Here is a 20,433-nt window from a genome sequence, read left to right as displayed (position 1 = left end):
ATTCATTTACAGTTTCTTTATCGAATGCCAAGCTTTTTTTCCGCTTCTTCACGCAGACGGAATTTTTGAATTTTGCCGGAAGCCGTCATCGGATAATCATCGACGATTTGAACATAACGCGGGATTTTAAAGCGGGCAATTTTACCCTCACAATACGCGCGAATTTCTTCCGTTGTCACGGTTTCCCCTTCTTTTACTTTGACACAGGCAAGGATCTCTTCCCCATACTTGTCATCCGGCACCCCTATCACCTGTACATCAAGAATTTTATCGTACGTATAGAGGAATTCTTCAATCTCCCGCGGGTACACGTTTTCTCCACCGCGAACGATCATATCTTTCAGGCGTCCGGTAATCTTGTAGTAGCCCTGTTCATCAACGGTGGCCAAATCTCCCGTATGCAGCCATCCTTCATGGTCAATCGCCTGTGCCGTCTGTTCCGGCATATTGTAGTACCCTTTCATCACATGAACCCCCCGCGTGCAAAGTTCACCCTGTTCACCGACCGGCAATTCTTCGCCGGTTCCGGGGTCGACAATTTTCGCTTCCACATGCGGCAGCACCCGGCCCACCGATGATACGCGCTGTTCCAGCGTATCATTTGGCCGGGTCTGCGTAATAACCGGGGAAGATTCAGTCTGGCCGTACGCAATCGTAATTTCTTTAATTCCCATGACATCGACCACTTTTTTCATGACCTCGATCGGACAAGGCGATCCTGCCATGATTCCCGTGCGCAGCGTCCGCAAATCAAACCGTGTAAAATCCGGGTGGTTTAATTCCGCGATAAACATCGTTGGTACGCCATACAGCGCCGTGCATTTTTCATCCTGAACCGCCTGCAGCACCAGCAGCGGGTCAAATGATACGATCGGTACCATTGTAGCTCCTGTGGCGATACAGGCGAGCGTGCCCATTACACAGCCGAAACAGTGAAAGAACGGTACAGGGATGCAGATGCGGTCCTGTTCGGTAATATTTTGGCATGCGGCAACATTGGCCGCGTTGTTGACAATGTTTTTATGCGACAACATCACGCCCTTTGGAAAACCTGTGGTTCCTGACGTATACTGCATATTAATAACATCGTCCGCCTGCAGGGTCTTCTGGACTTCAGCCAGTTTATCGTCGGGCACGTGACCGCCCCTCTCAATCAAATCTGTCCAGAGGTACATGCCGGGTTTACGTTCATTCCCAATAAAAATCGCATTTTTCAAATGGGGGAGACGCTTTGATTGCAGACGTCCGGGCTCACTGTGATAAAGTTCCGGACAAAGTTCATATATCATGTCCAGGTAACTTACTCCCCTGAAAGATTCAATTAAAATAATCGTTGTGGATTCAGACTGGCGAAGCAAATATTCCAGCTCATGGACGCGATAACTCGTGTTGACCGTAACAAGAATAGCACCTATTTTGGCGGTGGCGAACTGGGCCGTCACCCATTCGGGCACATTGGTAGCCCAAATCGCCACATTATTTCCCTTCTCTATCCCGATATCCATAAGTCCTCGCGCCACTGTGTTGCAAAGCGCTTGAAATTCCCGGAACGTATACCGCAACCCGAGTTCAGGGTACACGACAGCTTCCCTGTCCGGAAACTTTTCAGTTGTCTCGTCCATTAGTGTACCAATTGTCACGTTTATCGGTTCACTCACTAAAAAACCTCCCCCAGCAAAATTGTTATTTACACCCGATTTCTCGGGAAATAACCATCCTCAACACTTCCGAAGTTCCTTCTCCAATCTCAAGCAGTTTGGCATCGCGGAAAAATCTCTCAACCTGGTATTCATGCATGTAGCCGTTTCCGCCATGGATTTGAATCGCCTGGTCGCATACGCGCATACAAATCTCAGAGGCATACAGCTTTGCTATCGCCGCTTCCATTGTAAATTTGCGTCCCTGATCTTTTAACCATGAAGCTTTGTACACCATATTGCGCGCTAATTCAACGTACATAGCCATGTCCGCCAGCTTGAACTGAATGGCCTGAAACTTTGACAGCGTCTGGCCGAACTGAACGCGTTCCTGCGCATACGCAAGCGCCTTCTCGTAAGCGCCCTGGGCGATGCCGACCGCCATCGCGCCAATACCGATCCTTCCGCCGTCAAGCGTGGCGAGAAACTGTTTAAACCCATTCCCGCGCACTCCAAGGAGATTTTCCTCCGGCACGCGAACGTCCTCCATAAACAGTTCTGTTGTATTGGAAGCATGAAGCCCCATTTTTTCATAATTATCAACAACGGAAAAACCGGCTGCATCCGTTGGCACAATAAACGAGGAAATGCCGTTTGTTCCCTTCTCCTTATCTGTGACAGCTGTCAAAGCAAGATTTTTTGCGTAACTCGCGTTGGTAATGTAGCACTTCGATCCGTTAATCACCCACTCATTTCCATCCTGCACTGCGGTCGTACGGGTCCCGCCCGCATCCGAGCCTGCGGTTTGTTCGGTTAACCCGAAAGCACCAAAATATTCACCCCGGCAGAGCGGTGTTAAGTATTTTTGTTTCTGTTCGTGGGTGCCAAACAGGTTAATCGGCGCGCCCCCCAGCGAGACGTGGGCCGAGTAGGTGATGCCTGTTGAACCGCAAACCCTGCTGAGTTCTTCCACCACAATCGCGAAGCTAATCGTGTCTGCCCCACCCCCGCCATACTCTTCCGGAAACGGGAGACCCATCAAATCCAGCTTGGCCATTTTTTTAAACACGTCTAACGGAAATTCGCCCGTTTTGTCTCGTTCATCCGCCCCGGGAGCTACTTCTCCCTCTGCAAAATCTCGGATCACATTTTTAATCATTGCTTGCTCATCTGTCAGATTAAAGTTCATTCTCTCTCCGTCCTTTCTCCTCGGTGATTGAGTGATTGAGCGATTGTTCAGGATCGCAGTTTTTTTAAAATGTGAAACGGTTACAAGATTTATACTTCGTACTTTTCTGAATCTATTTTATTCTACATCGATCGAAGAATTCCTGCCATAGTTTCGAAAGCGTTTTCATAAATAAATCCACGTTTGTCGCAACATCAATGGTTCGGTGGGGCAATGGAATGGGTCGTTTTTACTTTTTGCGAGTTTTCCCTTGCAGGGAAGTATAAATTGTCCGTGTTATGAACAAAGGGGAACCTGCCCGAAACATCTGGGTAACTCAAAGAGGGAGGCAATCGGGCAGAAAGACGTTCTCCTTTGTTCATAACACTAGGCAGCGGGAAAAAAGCAAAAAGTAAGAAACGTACCATTCCATTGCAGCCAAATCCGTATTTGCGTTCCGACAAACATGGATGATGAGTAGACAGGAAAAGAACAGCCGCCTTGCATGCAGGCCCCCGCGTAAATGCAATTTCCGTTTCCAAACAGAAGAGGAGCACGGACAGTCTAAACTTCCCTGTAAGGGAAAACTCGGCAAAAATAAACGGATTCGATGCATCCCGCACGCAGCTTTGTTGCCGAACACGCACGTTTTACATTACGCTGCCTAACGCAGAGCCTGCTGCTTGCTGACCCAGCGCCACCACAAATTTTTCAGCGAGCGGAGAAAAAACGCGACAAAAATAATCTTAATATAGAGAGAGTAGAGCAGGACGTCTTTGGATGCCTGACCGAGAAAGAAACAAGCGATTTCCGAACCGAACAGGCCGATGATCCCGTTGAAAAAGAAAAGCGCTGCCGTTTCGCCTTTGCGCCGGTTCCAGATGAGGCCGAGAACGACGAGAACAATGGCAATAGGGATCCAGAAACATTCCACCCGCCACCAGGCAAAATCATCGATGAGACGCCGGTACGTTATCCACCCGTAAATTGCCTGCAGACCAAGCAGTCCGGAAAAGGAAATGTACCGCTTGTTAGCGGCCAGTCCGGTAGCCACCCACAGGCAGCAAACAATAACCAGAAATCCGATGATAACCGTTGCACTGTAACCTTGATACTTTAAAAAGTAGAGACCGCTCAAAGCAAGCAGAATGGAAGCAGCCCCGAGAAAAATATGCTTCGAAAGTCGATCTTCTTTCCCAATAAACGCTAAAATATACAACCCAATTGTTAAAATTGATAGCATCGTCATTTGCATTGTGATGGTAAAATCGGTAAAATGAAAAACAAGATACAGCAGTACAATCACAGACAGAATGGTGACGGCCCATTTCCTTTCTAATCTGGGAAATGAGAACGCAGACAGGGATTCGGACCCCGCTTCCTTTGTGACTTTGGAAGCGCGACCACCGCCGTCCATACTATCCTTCTCACCTTCTGTATACAGATTCAACAAAAAGTCGCAATAATGGGATGGAAGCAGATGACTTTGGCGCCAATACTCTATTTCGCCTAAAATCACCTTCTTTTTCTGCTCATTCATACAGCGGAGACCTCCAAATGCAAATGTCATGGAATCACGGATTTTTACTTACGAATCGAATCATGAATATCAAATGAAAAAAGCCTACGTCGTCGAAACGCAGGCTATACAAAACAAACATTATTCTAAGAAGTCTTTAAGTCTCTTGCTGCGACTGGGGTGACGAAGCTTACGGAGAGCTTTCGCTTCGATTTGGCGGATCCGTTCCCGGGTAACGCCAAACACTTTACCGACCTCTTCAAGCGTGCGCGTTCTGCCGTCATCGAGCCCAAAGCGTAAACGAAGCACATTCTCTTCCCGCTCGGTTAACGTGTCGAGTACGTCTTCCAGCTGTTCTTTGAGCAATTCATAGGCGGCCGCATCCGATGGAGCGAGCGCTTCCTGGTCTTCGATAAAGTCACCCAGATGGGAGTCATCTTCCTCGCCGATTGGCGTTTCCAGCGAAACCGGCTCCTGTGCGATTTTCATAATTTCCCGGACCTTTTCAGGTGTAAGGTCCATTTTCTCAGCAATTTCTTCCGGTGAAGGTTCGCGGCCCAGTTCCTGAAGAAGTTGGCGGGACACACGAATCAATTTATTAATTGTTTCCACCATATGAACAGGAATACGAATTGTACGCGCCTGATCCGCTATCGCGCGGGTAATTGCCTGGCGAATCCACCATGTGGCATACGTACTGAACTTGTAGCCCTTCTGGTAGTCGAATTTTTCAACAGCTTTGATCAATCCCATGTTGCCTTCCTGAATCAGATCGAGAAACAGCATGCCGCGCCCTACATACCTTTTCGCGATGCTGACAACCAAACGCAGGTTGGCTTCGGCCAGCCGCCTCTTGGCTTCTTCATCACCTTCTTCAATCCGCTTGGCGAGATTAATCTCTTCCTCCGCGGAGAGCAAAGGCACACGACCGATTTCTTTCAAATACATACGAACCGGGTCATTAATTTTCACACCGGGTGGAACGGAGAGGTCATCCAAATTGAATTCTTCGTTCTCATCACTGTCTGTCTGAGGAAGAATTGGATCATCGTCATCTTCCTCATCTTCTTCATTTATTACCTCTATCCTTTGATCATTCAGGTACTCAAAAAATTCATCGATTTGATCGGGATCTTGATCAAAGGTAGAGAGACGTTCCATGATTTCTTTGTACGTGAGCATACCGCGTTTTTTACCCTTTTCGATCAATTGGTCCTTGACCTGATCCAGGGTTATTTCCATCTCCGGTTTGCTTTCTGTCTTCTTTGTCATGGTATTCCCTCCTTCCCACGGGCTCCATTATCATTTATTTTAAAAGCTTTTTTAATCGGACCATTTCCATACCGATCCGAGCTGCTTCTAAGGTGTTCCCCAATTTCTCCTGCTTTTTCTTTTCTTGTTCAAGCTCTTCTATTTGTATTCGCTTCGGATAAGCCAACACCTGTCTGATGTAATCATCCAACTGCCGCTGCGTTGTACTTTCCGGGTCAATGTCGATCATCGCCAGCTCAGAAGCTTTCCGAATCAATCGCTCATCCTGAAGAAAAGAAGTAAAGCGGGCTACATCCGGTTCATATCCGGCTGCGTAGTAACTGTATAGATAAGCGGCAAGGGCTGCGTGATCTTCAACGATAAAATCGGCTCCAATCGTTAGCTGCACCTGGTGAGAAATATCCGCATTTTGCATCATCAAAGCCATTAAATACTTTTCCGCATTGAGATAAGCGGGCAGAAGCGGCTTTACAGTCATATGTCTGCTATTATCTATACTATTATTCCAACTATCTGACAGATTATCCCTCAAAGCCGTTTTTTTTTGTTTTTTAAAAATTTTGTACTGATCCGCTTTCAGCGCATCAAGCGAATAATGAAATTCTTCAGCCAGCTGGCGCAAGTAATGATCACGCTCTACGGCACTGCGAAGACGGGATATCTGTTCCAGAGCTTCGCTGATGTATTTCTGACGCTCCGTCTCGTCTTTTACGTCATAATGTGAGCGGATCACCTGCAGGCGGTAAGCGGTAAGAGACATCGTATTTAATAAAATGTCCTGCTTGAATCGCTCTGCCCCATACTTTTGAATATATTCATCGGGATCCATGCCAGCAGGCATTTGCGCAACTTTTACGGCACAGCCGGCATTGACCAGCAACTCAGCGCCCTTAAAAGCCGCCTCGATTCCTGCTTGATCAGAGTCGTAGCAGAGTACCACATTTTCCGTATTCCGGCGAATAATTCGGGCCTGTTGCTCCGTAAGAGCCGTGCCCAGTGAGGCAATACCGTTTAAAACTCCGGCCTGCCACGCAGATATCACATCAACATATCCCTCAAACAGCACAGCCTCCTGCTTCTTGCGAATATGGGCGCGTGCGCGATGAAGATTAAACAGCAGTTGACTTTTATTAAACAGCGGCGTTTCCGGACTGTTTAAATATTTTGGCTGTCCTTCACCAATAATCCGGGCCCCGAAAGCCACCACTCTTCCCTGTGTATCATGAATGGGGAACATAACCCGTCCACGGAATTTATCAAAAGGCCGACTGGTCTTGTCCTTGCGACTCAGCAACCCTGCTTCTTCCATTAACGGTAATGGATATCCTCTTTTCTCGAGAATGCGAGTGACAAAATCCCAGCTATCCGGACTGAATCCAAGAGCAAACTCTTTAATTGTAGCAGGCTGAACATTTCTGTTCAACAAGTAATTGCGCCCCTGTTCACCGTATTCTGTACTGGTTAGAATATGATGATACAATTGCGCAACCCTATCGTGAGCTTCCAGCATGATTTCTTTTTTCTGCCGGGCCTGCTTGTTTTCAGGTGTGGCTTCTTGAACAGGCAATTCCACGCCAGCCCGCTCCGCCAGCACCCGAATCGCTTCCGGAAATTCGAGCCCTTCCATCTTCATCACAAATGAGATTACATTACCCGATTCACCGCAGCCGTAGCAGCGAAACAACTGCTTATCCGGTTGTACGGCAAAAGATGGAGATTTTTCTGAATGGAACGGGCATAGTCCAAAATAGTTGCGTCCTGTTTTTTTCAAATGAACATGCTGGCCTATTACTTCCAGAATGTCATTTTTTACGCGTACCTTCTCGATGACATCTTTAGGAATTCGTCCTGTCATGTTCTCACCTGAACTTCCCAAATTCCGTCAATATTACATTTTGGGGCAACGGAATAATATAATTCGGCAAAATCCTTCAATCTCCTTCTCATTGCAGTAAAAGTTTTTGCAGGATTTGTCGAAAATGAGCGATTTCCTCTTTCTGGAGAGGGCGAGGGCCTTTACGCTTCCCCCCTACCTTCGCAATTTGCTCTGAAGCATACCGATTCATAAGCAAAAAAGATATATTTTCCTTAGTATATTCTTTTCCTCTCGTCCCTAACGCTAAGCACCCTTTCTCCAATACAAGACACGCCAGGCCGTAGTCGTCCGTGATGACGAGGTCCTTTTCTTTCACATGGTTGATGATATACATATCAACGGACTGGTATCCGCTGTCAACCGCTATGGTCTGTACTTTCGGGTGTTCAATCGTAAGCTGATGATCGTAGGAGGCGACAAAATGAACAAAACAATCGCATTTTTCTGCTTCCAGCACAATTTCATTTTTTACGGGGCAAGAATCGGCATCAACCCATATTTCTAGTGTTTTTTCGTTCATAATCGTACTATTCTACGCCCATCTTCTTTTTTCCTGCATGAATGATATAGTTTGTCAATTTCGAATCATGTCGAAAAAGAGAAAAATACAGGCAGCTTATCGCTACCTGCATGGCTTACATGTCTCTTTGTTTAATAATTTCAATAATGATATTGGCTGTCTCTTCCACAGCCTTATTGGAAACGTTAATAACCGGGCAGCCAACGCGTTGCATGACGCTTTCCGCGTATTCAAGCTCTAATTTAATGCGTTCTACGTTGGCATAGTTCGCCTGAGAGGTAAGACCAAGAGATTTTAAACGCTCGGTTCGTATCATGTTTAACTGGTCGGAACTAATGGTAAGGCCGATGCACTTTTTATTGGGTACAAGGAACAATTCCTCGGGAGGTTCAACTTCAGGAACAAGCGGTACATTGGCAACCTTATAGCGCTTGTTTGCAAGATACATCGAGAGAGGTGTCTTAGAAGTTCGGGAAACGCCTATCAAGATAACATCCGCACGCAGCAGGCCGCGAGGATCCCGGCCGTCATCATATTTAACCGCAAATTCAATGGCTTCCACTTTGCGAAAATAGTCTTCATCGAGTTGGCGGACAAGCCCGGGCTGGTTGACCGGTTCAATATGAAAATAATCCTTAAACGCATTGACCATGGGCGACATAATATCAATCGCGGTCACTCCGCTCTGCTGCGCTCTTTCCCTCATATGTTTTTTCAGCGATGGGATAACAATCGTATAGGCGATAATTGCCTCGCTTTCTTTTGCCGCCAGAATAATTTCATTTATGGTGCCTTCATCTTCTATGTAAGGAAATTTGCGTATGTGAAGGGTTTGCCCGCCAAATTGGCTGGCCGCCGCTTTTACTACGAATTCCGCTGTTTCTCCAACTGAATCAGATACAACATAGACGATCGCTTCGTTAGACAGTCTTTGCATGCTACCTCCTTAAATCGTTACTTCGTTGCCGAATTCAACGAATCCTTTCGTTATGGTTGTCTTTGTTACGCGTCCAATCACTTCAAACACGGTTCGATTACCATTCTGGACCGCGCGTACAACCGGCAGTGAATCAATTTGATAGTCAATTAATTTTTTGGCAGCTTCTAAAAGAGATTCCTCTGCTGTACAGGTGATGATGTTCGGCATTCGGGTCATGATAATGCTAATTGGAATGTCGGTAAGATTTTGCTTGCCAAGGGCCGCTCGAAGAAGATCCTTGCGGGAAACAACACCTGCCAGGTGGCCCATATTATTCACGACAAACAAAGTCCCTACATCCTCTAAAAAAAGCGTGCAAATCCCATCATATACGGAACTTGATTCGCTAATTACAATGGGTTGAGCCTTGTAATCTTTAACAATTTTTTTATTTACTTGTTCTTTGATGAGTTGGTTGCTGTCTTTTCCCGTGTAAAAATACCCTACTCGGGGGCGGGCGTCAAGAAATCCGGACATGGTAAGGATGGCCAGGTCAGGCCGGAGGGTTGCCCGCGTTAGGGAAAGGCGCTCCGCGATGTGCTCACCGGTAATCGGCCCCTCACTTTTTACAATCTCAATAATCTGTTCCTGTCGTTTCGTCAGTTCGATGATTATTCACCTCCAGTGGTGAAAAACAATAAATGCCATACTAAACAATAAATATAGCTATATAGTATATACTATAGAATACCCCTTCATTCCTGCAATATATTTTATACAAAAACGAACAAACTCCCGTCCCCATACAAAATGTGAAATCCGATGGGAAAAGGAGTGCCAGTGGGTTCTTTGAGGATCTACTCATGTTTCGGTTTTTCTACCGCTATATTATTGATTTTTTCGTTTGCTTTCTCGGTGAGTGTCTCCGTCATTCGCTCCAGCTGATCGAGAAATTTGCGCGACTTGAGAGAAAGCCCGGTGTATTCATCAAAAAACGTAAGCATGACTTGGCGCAGCTGCTGCTTTGTTTTACTGCTTACATTTATATTTCCCAGCTGATGCATGTGCATATGAGTAAAGTACTGCAATACTTTAACGGCGCCCGGGCCAGTCGGAACCATATAAGGGTCATGTCTTTGGCAATTCTGGCAAAGAAATCCTCCTTCTTTAATACTGAAAAAAAACGGAACATTGACTGCACCGCAGTGAACGCACGCATCGAGCCGCGGGCGATAGCCCGCAGCCTGCAGCATCTTCATCTCAAAAAGACGAGCAACAATTTCCATATCCTTGCCCTCATCCGCCCAGGTCAAAGCCGATAATAATGTATCAAATAAGTAAGGGTCTCGTTCCTTGTCTTCCGTCATTCGGTCAAGCAGTTCCACAAGATAGACCGAGTAGGCAGTCTTTGTTAAATCCTCACGTATCGAACGAAAAGAACGGATTAAGTCACCCTGCTGCAACGAGGCCATACCGGAACCGGCCTGGTATAGAAAATGACCATATGTAAACAGTTGAGAAATGGCTGTAAAACGGCTTTTCGTTTTTTTCGCGCCGCGAGCCATGATGCCAATTTTACCGGCTTCCCGCGTGAAAACAGTGAGAATTTTATTGGCTTCCCCATAGTCCGTCGTGCGAACCACAATTCCTTCCGCTTTTCCTATCATAAGCCCTCTCCTCTCCCGAACGTTCTATTCTATCTCGAGGGGCTCGTCCATATCGTCGGATGTCTCCTGCTGCTCTGAGTCAAGGTAGTTTTTGTGTTCCGTATACAGCATATACGCATGAATACAACCGGTATTTACGAAGTAATTCCAGGAGAAATCTCTCATCATTTGTATCCATCCTTTCGGAAAAGATAAAGCATGAGTGACGATCATGTTTATATCATGACCTGCCGGCTATGGCGTTATCCGAAGGAATATTTTACAGGAATAATTACCTGTTACCCTTACTCTTCATCGTGAAAGCCAAAGTTTTTAAATAGCTGTTCCTGGTTCCGCCAATCCTTTTTCACTTTAATCCAGAGATTGAGATAAACTTTCGTCCCCAGCAAACGTTCGATATCTTCCCGGGCCCGCTTCCCGATTTCTTTCATCATAGACCCCTGCTTGCCAACGAGAATTCCCTTCTGTGTCTGCCGTTCCGTATAAATGGTCGCATAAATATCGACCAGATTGTCATGATCTTCCCTCGCCTTCATCTGTTCGATGACTACGGCAATGGAATGCGGGATTTCTTCGCGCGTCAGGTGCAGCACTTTCTCGCGAATCAGTTCCGCCACAATGAAACGTTCCGGATGGTCTGTTACCTGGTCAGCCGGATAGTACTGTGGGCCTTCCGGAAGTTCAAGCAGAAGTTGATCCATTAACCGGTTCACATTGTTTCCGTGCAGAGCAGAAACCGGGACAATCTGGGCAAACGGATACAGTTTGCTGTATTTGTCAATATACGGGAGCAATTCCTCCGGACTGATTTTATCGATTTTATTAATGACAAGGTAGACCGGTGTTTTGATATCTTTCAACTTTTCGATAATAAATTCATCGCCCGGCCCCAATTTCTCGGACGCGTCTACCAGAAATAAGATGACATCCACTTCACGCAAGGCGTCCTCAACCATCCGGTTCATATAATCGCCAAGTTTGGACTTCGGTTTATGCACCCCCGGCGTATCGAGAAAAATAATCTGCCCTTCTTCCGACGTGTAAACGGCCCGGATTTTATTTCTTGTTGTCTGCGGCTTGTCCGACATAATCGCAATCTTTTGGCCGATAATCTGATTTAAAAGCGTCGATTTTCCTACATTGGGGCGGCCGATAATGGCAGCAAACCCTGATTTGTATTCCTGTTTCATTTACCCCAAATCCTCCTGACTGAATGCCCCGGGCAGCAGTTCGGCTACCGTCACTGTTTTTACCTGTCCGCCCAGGTTGGTAAGGATGACTTCCATTTCCGGCCGGCACAGTTCGGATATCACCTGCCTGCACGCTCCGCATGGCGCTACCGGACCGGGAGTATCAGCGATAACCGCTAGCTTTTTAAACACCCGGTCCCCCTGCGCATACGCGGCAAATAACGCCGTTCGTTCCGCACAATTGCACATGGAATACGCAGCGTTTTCAATATTACAGCCATGGTACACTTGGCCGTCTTCCGTTAAAAGAGCAGCCCCTACTTTAAATTTAGAATACGGCACATAGGCCTGCTCACGGGCTTTTTTGGCTTCTAGTATGAGCGTCTGATCGTCCATTTATGTTTTATCCCTCCGAATAAAGACCCATAGTAAAAAAATAATAAGCACAGCAGAAACAAACAGCAAGGGGTACCCGCCCCGTTCAGACAAAGTAAGAGGATGCCTGAGGCCATGCAGCGTTTCCCATAGCGGGGCGGCATAAATGACGGTGCCGGTGCATACAGCAAGAATGACAGAGAACAGCACGGCGCCTGCGGCCACATCTTTGGCGATTTTGGCCAGAGGGTGAATCTGTCCCTGCGCCACAAAGTCAATCGTTTTCTCAATGGCTGTATTTATCGTTTCCAGAATGAGCACGAGAAAAACAGAAAAAAAGACCAGCAAAACATCTTCTTTGCGGATCTGGAGCCAGAAGCCTGACAGAAGGACAAGAATCGCCATCGTCACATGGATCTGCATGTTTCGCTGAGTCTTTACGGTATATATGATGCCTTCAAGCGCATAACCGAAACTTTTTTTTAGTCTCCGCCACTCGTTCATTGTGAATTCACCTTATTCACGAACTAAATGTACCCGGGTCAGAATTTCCTCCTGAAGGTCAAACATTTCTTTTTCCTCTTCTTCTGTGCTGTGGTCGTAACCGATTAAATGGAGAAAACCGTGGGCGACGAGAAATCCCATTTCACGTTCGAAGGAATGACCGTATTCTTCCGCCTGCTCTCTGGCGCGCGGAACGGAAATAATGATATCTCCCAGCATATTCGGGATTTCTTCCTCTTCTTCATCGATAAAAATGTCCATCTCATCTTCACCCTGCTCATTCATAGCAAAAGACAGAACATCTGTTGGGCGGTCTATACCGCGATAATCACGGTTCAACTCGTGAATTCTCTCGTCATTAACAAAGGTAACGACCACCTCTCCATGCACCTCTTCAAGTTCTCCGGCCGCTTCCAGCACTTTTCTAAGAGTATCAAGCAGCTCCCCCTTTATTTCCGGGGTGTATTCCTGGATAAATTCCACCTCTATACTCATGCCTGTTTCACCGCCATTTGTTTTTCATCGGGATATTCGATCCGGTTATGGAAAAATCCCTGGAGTGTTTCACAAATCGTTTGTGTCACAATCTCCAGTTCTTTCATTGTGATATCACATTCGTTAAACTGACCGTCTTCCAGACGTTCGGCGACGATCCTGCGGACGATTTGTTCCACCCGTTCCATCGTAGGCCGACTGAGAGCACGGATCGCGGCTTCCGCACTGTCACAAATGTTGATAATGGCCGACTCCCGTGTTTGCGGTTTCGGCCCGGGGTAGCGATAATCGGACTCCGGAATAGGCGTATCGGACAATTTGCAGGCCTTGTGATAAAAATACTTCAGAAGTGTCGTCCCGTGATGCTGTTCGGCAATATCACGGATCGGCTTGGGAATATTATATTCCTCAAGCATCCTGGAGCCATCATACGTATGAGCAATAATAATCCGCTTGCTCAGACCGGGTGCAATGGAGTCATGAGGATTTTCCCGGTTTATCTGGTTTTCCACAAAGAACTGCGGACGTTTCATTTTCCCTACATCATGATAGTAGGCACCGACACGGGCCAGCAGGCCGTTCGCGCCGATCGCTTCACATGCCGCTTCCGCAAGATTGGCGACCATCATGCTGTGGTGATACGTGCCAGGTGTTTCCATCAACAGCCGGCGCAGCAGAGGCTGGTTAGGATTGCCAATTTCGATTAAGCGAAGCGGGGATAGGATGCCGAATGACGCCTCAAAAAACGGGAGAAAACCGACTGTCAACACCGCAGCCATGATGCCGCTGATCGCGCCAAAAGCGTACTGATAGAGCAATTCCTGCCATTTTCCCGTCGTATAGAGGAGCAAAAAAATCGCGGAAATACCAAACAGGTTTGCCAGTGATACGATAAATCCGGATTGGAAAATCCGGCTTCGTTTCGTTGCTTTGCCCAGAGAATAAACCGCCACAAGGCAACTGATTAATGCAAAAAGGCTGTAGCGGAAATCAAATGGCAGAAGACTCTCATTATTGAAGACAATCCCGGAAATAATCGAAAAAATCAAGCTTGTAATCACCGCCAACCGGGTATCAATCAGTATTGCCGTTAACATCGCACCAAGGGCGACCGGCGCCAGATATCCAATAGAAGAAAAGCCCATATTCTGGCCCAGGCTTATCATTTTTAGAACAACCATTTCTAAAAATATGATAAACGCCAGCATTAACAGCATCATATTATTTTTGTATACCATCCGGTGATTTTGTGCGAGATAAATCGCGAGAAACCCAACCATCAAAATAACGATAACCAAAAATCCAAAATACGGAAGGACGCTTGCATTCTTTTTGAGCAGACCCGCCGCGTTTAACTTGCGGTGTACCTCGTCCGAGACATACTGTCCCTTTTCAACAAGGACTTCCCCTTTGTAGATCATAATCGGTTTGACCGATTTGCCGGCCGCTTCCCTCAACGAGCGTGTAGCCTCGGCGTCAATCGTTAAGTTCGGTGTAACCCCTGCGATCGCAATCGCACGAACAACTTTACGGGATTTGCTGTCGAGGTCAATCAAGACAATTTGCTGATTCACAAGCTGTTGAATCGTTTCAGGAGAAACGTGTTCGTCTACCCCTTTTTCCATAATAGTAGAAACGACATTAACCGTTTCCTTATTCGCGGCTTCCACAGCCGGGGTTGGCATCGTTAATAAGGTCTGAAGAATGTCCGGAGAAAGGGCAAACGGGATATTATCTTTCAGTTCCTGTAAACGCTGCTCCGGTTTTAACGTAGTATTCGCCTGGAGCTCTTCCACCTTCTTGTACACGTACGTAATCAACTTCATTTGATTTGCCGTGATCGTATCGTTGCGTGCGTAGACCGGCTGTACCTCGGTGGCAGCCTTGGCTCTGGCTTCCTCCGTCGCTTCGGTGTCTTCCACCGTAACAGGGGCAGTCAGCGTTACATTGCTCACAGTATTGACATTTAAATCAAACGTTTTAGGCAGCACATCGCCCATAAGGGGTAAATAAATCCCCAGCACGATAAGAAAGAAAAGAATTCGTCTAACTGCCGTGCTGTGTTTCCAGGACTCAGGAATCACCACATGCAGCTGTTTTCTTACATTCATTTAACACAACCCCTTTTAACGGGACAATTCACTATCATACTCATAAGCTGTAATGATTTTCTGAACAAGCGGATGGCGTACGACATCTGATCCTGATAAATAAACAAAAGATATTCCTTCTGTGCCCTCCAATATACGGCGTGCCTCCTCAAGGCCTGATTTCTTGCCGCGCGGCAAATCAACCTGGGTGACATCCCCGGTGATAACCATCTTGGAACCAAAACCAAGCCGCGTTAAAAACATTTTCATCTGTTCGGGCGTTGTATTCTGCGCTTCATCAAGGATGATAAAAGAATCATCGAGCGTCCGCCCGCGCATATAGGCGAGAGGAGCCACCTCAATCACACCGCGTTCCATATATTTGCTCATATTTTCAGCCGTTACTAAATCCTGCAGGGCGTCGTATAACGGGCGCAAATACGGGTCCACTTTCTCTTGTAAATCGCCTGGCAGGAAGCCCAGATTTTCACCGGCTTCAACCGCAGGCCGGGTTAATACGATGCGCTTCACCCGATTGGCTTTCAACGCCGTGACAGCCATAACGACGGCAAGATACGTTTTTCCCGTACCGGCCGGACCAATCCCAAATACGATATCCTGTTTTTTAATAGACATGACATAATGGCGCTGACCAAGCGTTTTAACTCGAATCGGTTTTCCTTTCACAGAAGTGGCGATCGGTTGTTCGTACAATTCGATCAGCTCATCGAGCCCGTCTTCCTTTGAAAGCTGAATCGCGTACAACACATCCTGTTCGGATAATTTAATTCCCCGGCGCAAAAGAGCCGCAAGTACTTCAAAGAGGCGGGCATTGCGGGTTACCTCGGGCTCGTTTCCGGTTATCGTTATTTCTTCGCTCCTTGCAAAGATGTGGGCGTCCGTTGCGCTTTCTATTCTCTTTAAAAAGCTGTCATGCGGGCCAAACAGCAAACTTGCTTCTTCAGCATTCTCAAGTCGTATGGTTTTGCTTGTTTCTACACGCAAAGACTTCATTCTCCTTCATGCGGTATAGGTTGCTCCCCTGTAATTGGCTGCTCCCCGGTGATATCTTCCACTACAATATAGTGTAGCTTTAAATAAACTTTACCATTCTCCAGCTTCTCGTGCAAAACTTTTTCTGATTGGACATAGGCTCCTTTTTTAACCTGTTTAAGGAGGGTTTCTTTCGCATACTGCTTACCGAGCCGAATCGCTTCGTCCTTGCTTATCGTAACATCTTTCACTTCATTTTTCCTAATATATTCCGTTTTTAGTCCAACGGGGAACGACTTATTTCCCCAGTGCATCATCTGCACCGTCTCATCTTTTATAAAATGGGCAAATGGAATGTTGCCAAACCCAAAAAATTTTACACTGTAGCCGCCGAGAACAAGATAGCGGTTCATCTTCGTCTCCCCGGTCAGGACAGTGCGCTGCTGTTTCAACGGAATCGTCACATCGGATTCATACCATACTTCCCCTTCCACACGCCCCTTGGCCGCGACAAGCTTGGACACCTCTTCATTTCCAAGCACGCCGGATATGAGTACATCACCTTTGTTCACCCAGTCGTTTCGCTTTACTTTTGGCCGCCCTTTCTCAGCAAAAATAGAATGAATCATCGACTTTTTTGTGGAGATAATGTTGCGCGGCTGCACAATTTCCTGCTTTTCCGGAAGAACCTTTTCCACAACGCGAATGTACGCTGTAGTGCCCTGCATTTCGAATCCCACCCATGAAACGGAAGGCAATTGCTTCATTAATTTTCGCTGAACCTCGGCCGGATCAGGAAGTCGGAAAATAAACGCAGCCGGTTTTATCCCTGCCTGTTGGGCGACCTGTTTAATTTGCTCTGCAGAAATTTTTTCATTGCCAATAACCTCGACACGCCAGACAATGTTTGATAAAAAGTAAATAGCAAGAAAGAAAAAAACCGCTCCTAACACAAACATGGAGCGTGTCCTGCTTTTTTGTAAAAGAAATGGAAATCCAACACGCTCCTTCACATGAACACGGCATCCTGTTTCCTTCAGGTAAGGTCTTAGCTTTTGGAAGCTATCTAAAGGAAGGCTTAAAATTGCTTCCTCATTCATTCTTTCAATATTCCATACGACAATGCCTTGTCCGACAATACGATTTAAAAACCGCTCTAAACGTTTGCCGCGTACCTGTAAAATGAGATACCCGCGAAACCAGTGAAGGCTATGTTGATTCATTCTTTCTTCCTCCTCTACTCATCCACGAAAATAACTTGATTGACAATGCCTTCAAGCAGCACTTCTTCCGGTAAAATCGCGCGAATGACGAGCTTCTCGCCCCTTACAAGAAGCTGCCCTTTTGTCAAAAGTAAGCGGAGTTCCTGATTGCTAAACAGTAGGACTCCGCGATGGTTCTCAATATACATTTGCAGTTGTCCAATCATCGTAATACGTGGCATTTCCATTGTAATATCCTGCGGCAGGTCAAGGACGCCGGAAGCAATTCTGCGCCATTTCTCGCTCCACTTTTTCACCGACTCACGCCCCTTCATCTCAGGTGGTCAGAAGATACTATATTCCATCATTACGCGTGCGAGCGGGAAATTATGTGTGCATGTTTCTCTTTTTTACGGCCGATATGAGAAAAACTCGCGGGCGTTGCCGCTCGTCCTTTTTCTGCAGGGAAGCGAAACGGCCGCTTAGTGACCGGAAGGTCGGACCGACAAAACATCCGGGTACCTCAATGATGGAGACAATTGTCGGTCTGATCGACCTTCCGGCCACACGCTCCACATCGAAAAAGCAACGTTCGGCACACTCCCGCGAGTTTTTCTCAGGTGACCCATGGAGGAAAGTATATGTTGCTTTAACACTGTAAAGCAACATATACTTTCTTTAACGGCAAAGGAAAAACCCCCTCTGCTTTCGCAGAAGGGGTTCTAGGCAACGCCACAACCGTAACTATGGTAATAGCTCCTGGACAACTTTATTAACGAGAGTTCCATCGGCACGTCCCTTAACTTTCGGCATTAGGACGCCCATGACTTTCCCGAGATCTTTTTTGGAGGAGGCTCCAACCTGCCGGATCGCATCGCTCACCAACCGGCGGATTTCTTCTTCACTTAATTGTTCAGGCATATATTCAATTAAAACGTTAATTTCTTCGCGGGCGGTTGCTGCAAGGTCATCACGACCGGCTTTTTCGAATTCATGGAGGGAATCGCGTCTTTGCTTCAGCTCACGAGTCAAGACAGTTAACACTTCGTCGTCAGATAGCTCCTTGCCCTGGTTAATTTCTTCGTTTTTAATCGAAGCTTTCACCATACGAATTACGGAAAGTTTGAGCTTGTCTTTGTTCTTCATCGCTTGCTTCATATCGTCGGTTAACCGATCGACGAGTCTCATAAACTATTCCTCCTAAAACTTACGTTTACGCGCTGCCTCTGACTTTTTCTTGCGTTTGATACTAGGCTTCTCATAATGTCTACGCTTTTTAACTTCAGCAAGAACGCCATCTTTTGAGCAGTCACGTTTGAACCGACGTAATGCCTGGTCTAACGACTCGTTTTTACGTACACGAATTTCTGCCATTTGTTTCCCCTCCCTCCGCCATAACCATCATGACTGATGCAACTAAACAGGGTTTGCAAAAGTCGTCAAAGAACATTATATTATACCGACATAGGCAGGTCAACTCTCAACTTGTTTTTATCATACAAATGGTTGCTCTTACATACCCGTAAGTGGTAGCATAACTACGAATGTGAAACGGGAGGAGAACACGATGTTTACAATAAAAGAAATCATTGAAATTACCGGAGGAAAACTTCTGCAGGGACACGAAGCGCGAAAGATTGTGTCCGTCCATTTCGATTCCAGGGAAATGAGAGAAGGTGCGCTGTTTGTTGCGCTCACAGGCGGTTCGCGGGACGGCCATGAATTTCTCCGCCAGGCAGCGGAACAGGGGGGGGAGGCGGCTCTCATATCAGATGCGGCAAAAGCAAGCGAGACTGCCCTGCCATCGGATTTTTCATTAGTCCTTGTACCGGATACCGAAAAAGCCTTTCAAGTGCTCGCTCGAACCCACCGAAACCGGCTGGCGATTCCGATAGTCGCTATTACAGGAAGCAATGGAAAAACCACCACCAAAGATATACTGGCCCATATCCTATCCGGCAAAATGAACGTGTATAAGACGTACAAGAACTTTAACAACCACCTGGGTGTGCCGCTTTCTCTGCTGCAAATGACTCCGGATACACAAGTAGGGGTGCTCGAACTCGGCATGAATCATGCGGGTGAAATTGATTTCCTCGCCGGGATGGTGCGCCCAACGTATACCGTGATCACAAACGTAAACGACGCCCATATTGAATTCTTCGGCACAAGGGAACGAATTGCCGAAGCTAAAGGAGAAATTCTGCCGCACACAGATCCGGATGGATTCGCGTGTCTCAACCTGGACAATGACCTTGTGCCCGGCCTGGCGCATTTAAATCCTGGTAAAACTTACTTCTATCATATTCAGCAGGAAGGCGAGCCTGTACGGGCCGCAGATATTACCGCGTCCTCCATGCGGTTTGATGAATCGGGCAGCCATTTTGTTGTACAGATGAACGATGAAAAAGCCGAATGTTTTATGCCGCTATTCGGGAAACACAACGTTTCAAATGCCCTTCCGGGAATCTTTATTGCCCGTCAGCTGGGACTTTCTCTCCCTGAAATCACTGAACAATTGAGGACGTTAGAAATCTCGTCCATGCGCTTTGAACGCATCGACAGCCCGAGCGGCCTGCTGATGATTAATGACGCGTATAACGCAAGCCCTTCTTCGATGCTGGCGGCGGTGACAACGTTCCTTTCCATCTATCCTGAACGAAAAAAAGTGCTCGTTCTCGGAGATATGTTTGAGCTGGGAGATCAAAGCGAAACGTACCATGAGGAAACCGGGAAAGCCCTGAAAGAGATGGGCAATGACTTTCATCTTGTGACCGTCGGACAGCTGTCCAAGCACATCACAGACGCGTACGGTTCCGGATCCCATTTCGATACATTGGAAGATGCCGCCTCGCATCTTGCCCGGTTCAAAAGCAGCAAGTATGCTATGCTGTTCAAAGCTTCGCGCGGCATGAAGTTTGAGAAACTGGCTTCGGCGCTTTTATAGGCTGCGAAACTGATGGAACTGATGAAACGATGAAACATGAAACCCCCTGTTTCCGCATC

22 protein-coding genes are annotated in these 20,433 nt (G+C 46.8%); 2 read left to right on the top strand and 20 right to left on the bottom strand.

Annotation, left to right across the window (positions count from 1 at the left end; all coding sequences use genetic code 11):
- Nucleotides 1–17: 17 nt before the first annotated feature.
- From H525_RS0108365 to yqfC, 18 genes are all read right to left on the bottom strand, one after another.
- The gene (locus H525_RS0108365; protein ID WP_027415841.1) at nucleotides 18–1,658 is read right to left on the bottom strand and encodes an AMP-binding protein; all 1,641 of its coding nucleotides are present in this window, start codon (nucleotides 1,656–1,658) and stop codon (nucleotides 18–20) included.
- Nucleotides 1,659–1,683: 25 nt separating this feature from the next.
- On the bottom strand, nucleotides 1,684–2,826 hold the full coding sequence (locus H525_RS0108360) for an acyl-CoA dehydrogenase family protein (protein ID WP_027415840.1): 1,143 nt from the start codon (nucleotides 2,824–2,826) through the stop codon (nucleotides 1,684–1,686).
- Nucleotides 2,827–3,469: 643 nt separating this feature from the next.
- Entirely contained in the window at nucleotides 3,470–4,345 is an 876-nt protein-coding gene (locus tag H525_RS0108355; protein ID WP_027415839.1) for a hypothetical protein, read from the bottom strand.
- Between the two features lie 120 nt (nucleotides 4,346–4,465).
- Complete coding sequence (gene rpoD, locus H525_RS0108350) at nucleotides 4,466–5,596, bottom strand: RNA polymerase sigma factor RpoD (RefSeq protein ID WP_027415838.1); 1,131 nt, start codon at nucleotides 5,594–5,596, stop codon at nucleotides 4,466–4,468.
- 34 nt (nucleotides 5,597–5,630) lie between these two features.
- A complete protein-coding gene (gene dnaG / locus H525_RS0108345) occupies nucleotides 5,631–7,451 on the bottom strand; it encodes a DNA primase (RefSeq protein WP_027415837.1) in 1,821 nt (606 codons plus the stop codon).
- Nucleotides 7,452–7,539: 88 nt separating this feature from the next.
- Nucleotides 7,540–7,992 (bottom strand): YaiI/YqxD family protein, encoded by a 453-nt coding sequence (locus H525_RS0108335; protein WP_035100398.1) that lies wholly within the window; start codon nucleotides 7,990–7,992, stop codon nucleotides 7,540–7,542.
- 115 nt (nucleotides 7,993–8,107) lie between these two features.
- Nucleotides 8,108–8,929 (bottom strand): pyruvate, water dikinase regulatory protein, encoded by an 822-nt coding sequence (locus tag H525_RS0108325; protein ID WP_027415835.1) that lies wholly within the window; start codon nucleotides 8,927–8,929, stop codon nucleotides 8,108–8,110.
- A gap of 9 nt (nucleotides 8,930–8,938) precedes the next feature.
- Nucleotides 8,939–9,586, bottom strand: a complete 648-nt coding sequence (gene ccpN / locus H525_RS0108320; protein WP_027415834.1) for a transcriptional regulator CcpN — start codon at nucleotides 9,584–9,586, stop codon at nucleotides 8,939–8,941.
- Nucleotides 9,587–9,768: 182 nt separating this feature from the next.
- Nucleotides 9,769–10,578, bottom strand: coding sequence for a DNA repair protein RecO (recO, locus tag H525_RS23315; RefSeq protein WP_051330900.1), 810 nt, complete (start codon nucleotides 10,576–10,578; stop codon nucleotides 9,769–9,771).
- A 24-nt stretch (nucleotides 10,579–10,602) separates the two neighbouring features.
- Nucleotides 10,603–10,791 (bottom strand): YqzL family protein, encoded by a 189-nt coding sequence (locus H525_RS26135; RefSeq protein WP_081413300.1) that lies wholly within the window; start codon nucleotides 10,789–10,791, stop codon nucleotides 10,603–10,605.
- Between the two features lie 71 nt (nucleotides 10,792–10,862).
- Nucleotides 10,863–11,768 carry a GTPase Era gene (gene era / locus H525_RS0108305; RefSeq protein ID WP_027415833.1) on the bottom strand — a complete coding sequence of 302 codons (906 nt, stop codon included), beginning with the start codon at nucleotides 11,766–11,768 and terminating at the stop codon, nucleotides 10,863–10,865.
- Complete coding sequence (cdd, locus tag H525_RS0108300) at nucleotides 11,769–12,164, bottom strand: cytidine deaminase (RefSeq protein WP_027415832.1); 396 nt, start codon at nucleotides 12,162–12,164, stop codon at nucleotides 11,769–11,771. It abuts the gene before it with no gap.
- Entirely contained in the window at nucleotides 12,165–12,647 is a 483-nt protein-coding gene (locus H525_RS23310; protein ID WP_081413299.1) for a diacylglycerol kinase family protein, read from the bottom strand.
- 12 nt (nucleotides 12,648–12,659) lie between these two features.
- Nucleotides 12,660–13,142: an rRNA maturation RNase YbeY gene (gene ybeY / locus H525_RS0108290; RefSeq protein WP_027415831.1), complete on the bottom strand. Its 483-nt coding sequence runs from the start codon at nucleotides 13,140–13,142 to the stop codon at nucleotides 12,660–12,662.
- Nucleotides 13,139–15,253, bottom strand: coding sequence for an HD family phosphohydrolase (locus tag H525_RS0108285; protein WP_051330899.1), 2,115 nt, complete (start codon nucleotides 15,251–15,253; stop codon nucleotides 13,139–13,141). The genes ybeY and H525_RS0108285 overlap by 4 nt, the downstream gene beginning before the upstream one ends.
- Before the next feature lie 15 nt (nucleotides 15,254–15,268).
- Nucleotides 15,269–16,237, bottom strand: a complete 969-nt coding sequence (locus H525_RS0108280; RefSeq protein ID WP_027415829.1) for a PhoH family protein — start codon at nucleotides 16,235–16,237, stop codon at nucleotides 15,269–15,271.
- A gap of 5 nt (nucleotides 16,238–16,242) precedes the next feature.
- Complete coding sequence (gene yqfD, locus H525_RS0108275; RefSeq protein WP_027415828.1) at nucleotides 16,243–17,448, bottom strand: sporulation protein YqfD; 1,206 nt, start codon at nucleotides 17,446–17,448, stop codon at nucleotides 16,243–16,245.
- 14 nt (nucleotides 17,449–17,462) lie between these two features.
- Nucleotides 17,463–17,744: a sporulation protein YqfC gene (gene yqfC, locus H525_RS0108270; RefSeq protein ID WP_027415827.1), complete on the bottom strand. Its 282-nt coding sequence runs from the start codon at nucleotides 17,742–17,744 to the stop codon at nucleotides 17,463–17,465.
- 104 nt (nucleotides 17,745–17,848) lie between these two features.
- Between yqfC and H525_RS0108265 the strand changes: the two genes are divergently transcribed.
- A complete protein-coding gene (locus H525_RS0108265; protein WP_027416312.1) occupies nucleotides 17,849–18,088 on the top strand; it encodes a hypothetical protein in 240 nt (79 codons plus the stop codon).
- 83 nt (nucleotides 18,089–18,171) lie between these two features.
- Here H525_RS0108265 and H525_RS0108260 read toward each other — a convergent pair whose 3' ends face one another.
- Together H525_RS0108260 and rpsU are read right to left on the bottom strand one after the other, a co-directional pair.
- On the bottom strand, nucleotides 18,172–18,615 hold the full coding sequence (locus H525_RS0108260; RefSeq protein WP_027415825.1) for a GatB/YqeY domain-containing protein: 444 nt from the start codon (nucleotides 18,613–18,615) through the stop codon (nucleotides 18,172–18,174).
- Nucleotides 18,616–18,627: 12 nt separating this feature from the next.
- Nucleotides 18,628–18,801 carry a 30S ribosomal protein S21 gene (gene rpsU / locus H525_RS0108255; protein WP_027415824.1) on the bottom strand — a complete coding sequence of 58 codons (174 nt, stop codon included), beginning with the start codon at nucleotides 18,799–18,801 and terminating at the stop codon, nucleotides 18,628–18,630.
- Nucleotides 18,802–18,994: 193 nt separating this feature from the next.
- Here rpsU and H525_RS0108250 point away from each other — a divergent pair, with 193 nt between their 5' ends.
- Complete coding sequence (locus tag H525_RS0108250; RefSeq protein WP_035100392.1) at nucleotides 18,995–20,374, top strand: UDP-N-acetylmuramoyl-tripeptide--D-alanyl-D-alanine ligase; 1,380 nt, start codon at nucleotides 18,995–18,997, stop codon at nucleotides 20,372–20,374.
- Nucleotides 20,375–20,433 lie beyond the last annotated feature (59 nt).

Source organism: Aneurinibacillus terranovensis DSM 18919 (assembly GCF_000430625.1).
GTDB classification, from domain to species: domain Bacteria; phylum Bacillota; class Bacilli; order Aneurinibacillales; family Aneurinibacillaceae; genus Aneurinibacillus_B; species Aneurinibacillus_B terranovensis.
Note: the sequence above shows the minus strand (reverse complement) of the source record. Positions and strands in the feature narration are given on the sequence as shown.

Excerpts from the sequence above, each read along its gene's own strand:
- H525_RS0108265 (WP_027416312.1), top strand. The coding sequence starts at position 17,849 with ATGAGAAAAACTCGCGGGCGTTGCCGCTCGTCCTTTTTCTGCAGGGAA.
- H525_RS0108285 (WP_051330899.1), bottom strand. The coding sequence starts at position 15,253 with ATGAATGTAAGAAAACAGCTGCATGTGGTGATTCCTGAGTCCTGGAAA.
- yqfD (WP_027415828.1), bottom strand. The coding sequence starts at position 17,448 with ATGAATCAACATAGCCTTCACTGGTTTCGCGGGTATCTCATTTTACAG.
- H525_RS0108250 (WP_035100392.1), top strand. The coding sequence starts at position 18,995 with ATGTTTACAATAAAAGAAATCATTGAAATTACCGGAGGAAAACTTCTG.
- H525_RS23310 (WP_081413299.1), bottom strand. The coding sequence starts at position 12,647 with ATGAACGAGTGGCGGAGACTAAAAAAAAGTTTCGGTTATGCGCTTGAA.
- H525_RS0108260 (WP_027415825.1), bottom strand. The coding sequence starts at position 18,615 with ATGAGACTCGTCGATCGGTTAACCGACGATATGAAGCAAGCGATGAAG.
- dnaG (WP_027415837.1), bottom strand. The coding sequence starts at position 7,451 with ATGACAGGACGAATTCCTAAAGATGTCATCGAGAAGGTACGCGTAAAA.
- ybeY (WP_027415831.1), bottom strand. The coding sequence starts at position 13,142 with ATGAGTATAGAGGTGGAATTTATCCAGGAATACACCCCGGAAATAAAG.
- H525_RS0108325 (WP_027415835.1), bottom strand. The coding sequence starts at position 8,929 with ATGCAAAGACTGTCTAACGAAGCGATCGTCTATGTTGTATCTGATTCA.
- H525_RS0108355 (WP_027415839.1), bottom strand. The coding sequence starts at position 4,345 with ATGAATGAGCAGAAAAAGAAGGTGATTTTAGGCGAAATAGAGTATTGG.
- cdd (WP_027415832.1), bottom strand. The coding sequence starts at position 12,164 with ATGGACGATCAGACGCTCATACTAGAAGCCAAAAAAGCCCGTGAGCAG.
- H525_RS26135 (WP_081413300.1), bottom strand. The coding sequence starts at position 10,791 with ATGATCGTCACTCATGCTTTATCTTTTCCGAAAGGATGGATACAAATG.
- recO (WP_051330900.1), bottom strand. The coding sequence starts at position 10,578 with ATGATAGGAAAAGCGGAAGGAATTGTGGTTCGCACGACGGACTATGGG.
- H525_RS0108335 (WP_035100398.1), bottom strand. The coding sequence starts at position 7,992 with ATGAACGAAAAAACACTAGAAATATGGGTTGATGCCGATTCTTGCCCC.
- rpsU (WP_027415824.1), bottom strand. The coding sequence starts at position 18,801 with ATGGCAGAAATTCGTGTACGTAAAAACGAGTCGTTAGACCAGGCATTA.
- rpoD (WP_027415838.1), bottom strand. The coding sequence starts at position 5,596 with ATGACAAAGAAGACAGAAAGCAAACCGGAGATGGAAATAACCCTGGAT.
- H525_RS0108360 (WP_027415840.1), bottom strand. The coding sequence starts at position 2,826 with ATGAACTTTAATCTGACAGATGAGCAAGCAATGATTAAAAATGTGATC.
- era (WP_027415833.1), bottom strand. The coding sequence starts at position 11,768 with ATGAAACAGGAATACAAATCAGGGTTTGCTGCCATTATCGGCCGCCCC.